Source organism: Vibrio sp. 1167 (assembly GCF_033340375.1).
In the GTDB taxonomy this organism is placed as follows: domain Bacteria; phylum Pseudomonadota; class Gammaproteobacteria; order Enterobacterales; family Vibrionaceae; genus Vibrio; species Vibrio alginolyticus.
Window position 1 is genome coordinate 1 of record NZ_JAWOWK010000072.1, and the last position, 1,252, is coordinate 1,252.

The window sequence follows — 1,252 nt, forward strand, 5'->3', positions numbered from 1 at the left end:
CTGGCTTACTCATATTTCCTCCTTGGCACTTTTTTGTGCCTTAAAGGCATTGACGTCGGCCGCTTGAACCGTATCGCCAGTATCATTTCCCCAAGCATTGCGTTGGTAGGTAATTACCGCAGCAATTTCTTGATCACTAAGTTGGTTAGCAAAAGACTGCATCGCCGTCCCTGCGCGGCCATCAACAACCACACCGATGTGTTCGGTGACATCACCTGTCGCGACAGGACTGCCTTTAATTGAAGGGAACGCCCCCGGAATACCTTCACCATTGGCTTGGTGACAAACAGCACAACGCGCCGAGTAAATCGCTTCGCCTTGCACCATGAGCTCATCCATCGACAAGTCTTGAGTTAGCGCCTCTTGCGCCGCAGCTTTTTGCATCGCGATTTCTTCTTTCTTACCCGAGAGCCACTGATCGAATTCATCTTCCGGCATGGCATGGACTACGATTGGCATAAAGCCATGAGCGCGTCCACAAAGCTCTGCACACTGACCACGATAAACGCCCGGCTCATCAATTCGCGTCCAAGCCTCGTTGATGAAACCCGGGATGGTATCTTTTTTCACGGCGAAATCAGGCACCCACCAAGAGTGAATCACATCGTCTGAGGTCAGTAAAAATCGCACTTTACGATTCACAGGGAGCACGAGCGGGTTATCCACTTCAAGTAGGTAATGCGCACCTTTCATCTCTAAACCGTCAATCTGCTTTTGGCTGGTTGCGAGCAAGCTGAAAAATTCCACATCTTCACCAAAGTAGCTGTAATGCCACTTCCATTGCGAACCTGTGATTTGAATGGTGATATCCGATTGGCTAGTGTCTTCCATTGCGACTAAAGTTTTCGTTGCGGGAATCGCCATCGCGACAAGAATGATGATAGGGATAACAGTCCAAATAATTTCCACTTTGGTGCTTTCGTGGAAATGCGCGGCAACTGCACCTTTTGATTTGCGATGACGAATGATGGCATAGAACATAACACCAAAAACAACCAGAGCTATCGCGCAACAAATGTAGAAAATGAGCATATGTAATTCATACACTTGCTCGCTGATCGCCGTGACCCCTTTAGTCATGTTGAGTTCATTGTCCTTTGACCAACCGTAGGAGGAGAATGTGATTAAAATCACACTCAGTGGTATGGCTAGAGTAGTCGCTAATCTTTTCAAAAGATCTCTCCTCTGCTCAGCCGCTACGCTTGCGCGAGCTTCCTTGCGTCCCATTGCAAATATCGAACAACTTTACGAA

1 protein-coding gene is annotated in these 1,252 nt (G+C 47.9%); it reads right to left on the reverse strand.

What is annotated here, in order from left to right:
* Positions 1-9 precede the first annotated feature (9 nt).
* Positions 10-1,173, reverse strand: coding sequence for a cytochrome c oxidase subunit II (gene coxB / locus R7Z78_RS24445; protein WP_169643828.1), 1,164 nt, complete (start codon positions 1,171-1,173; stop codon positions 10-12).
* Between the last annotated feature and the right edge of the window lie 79 nt (positions 1,174-1,252).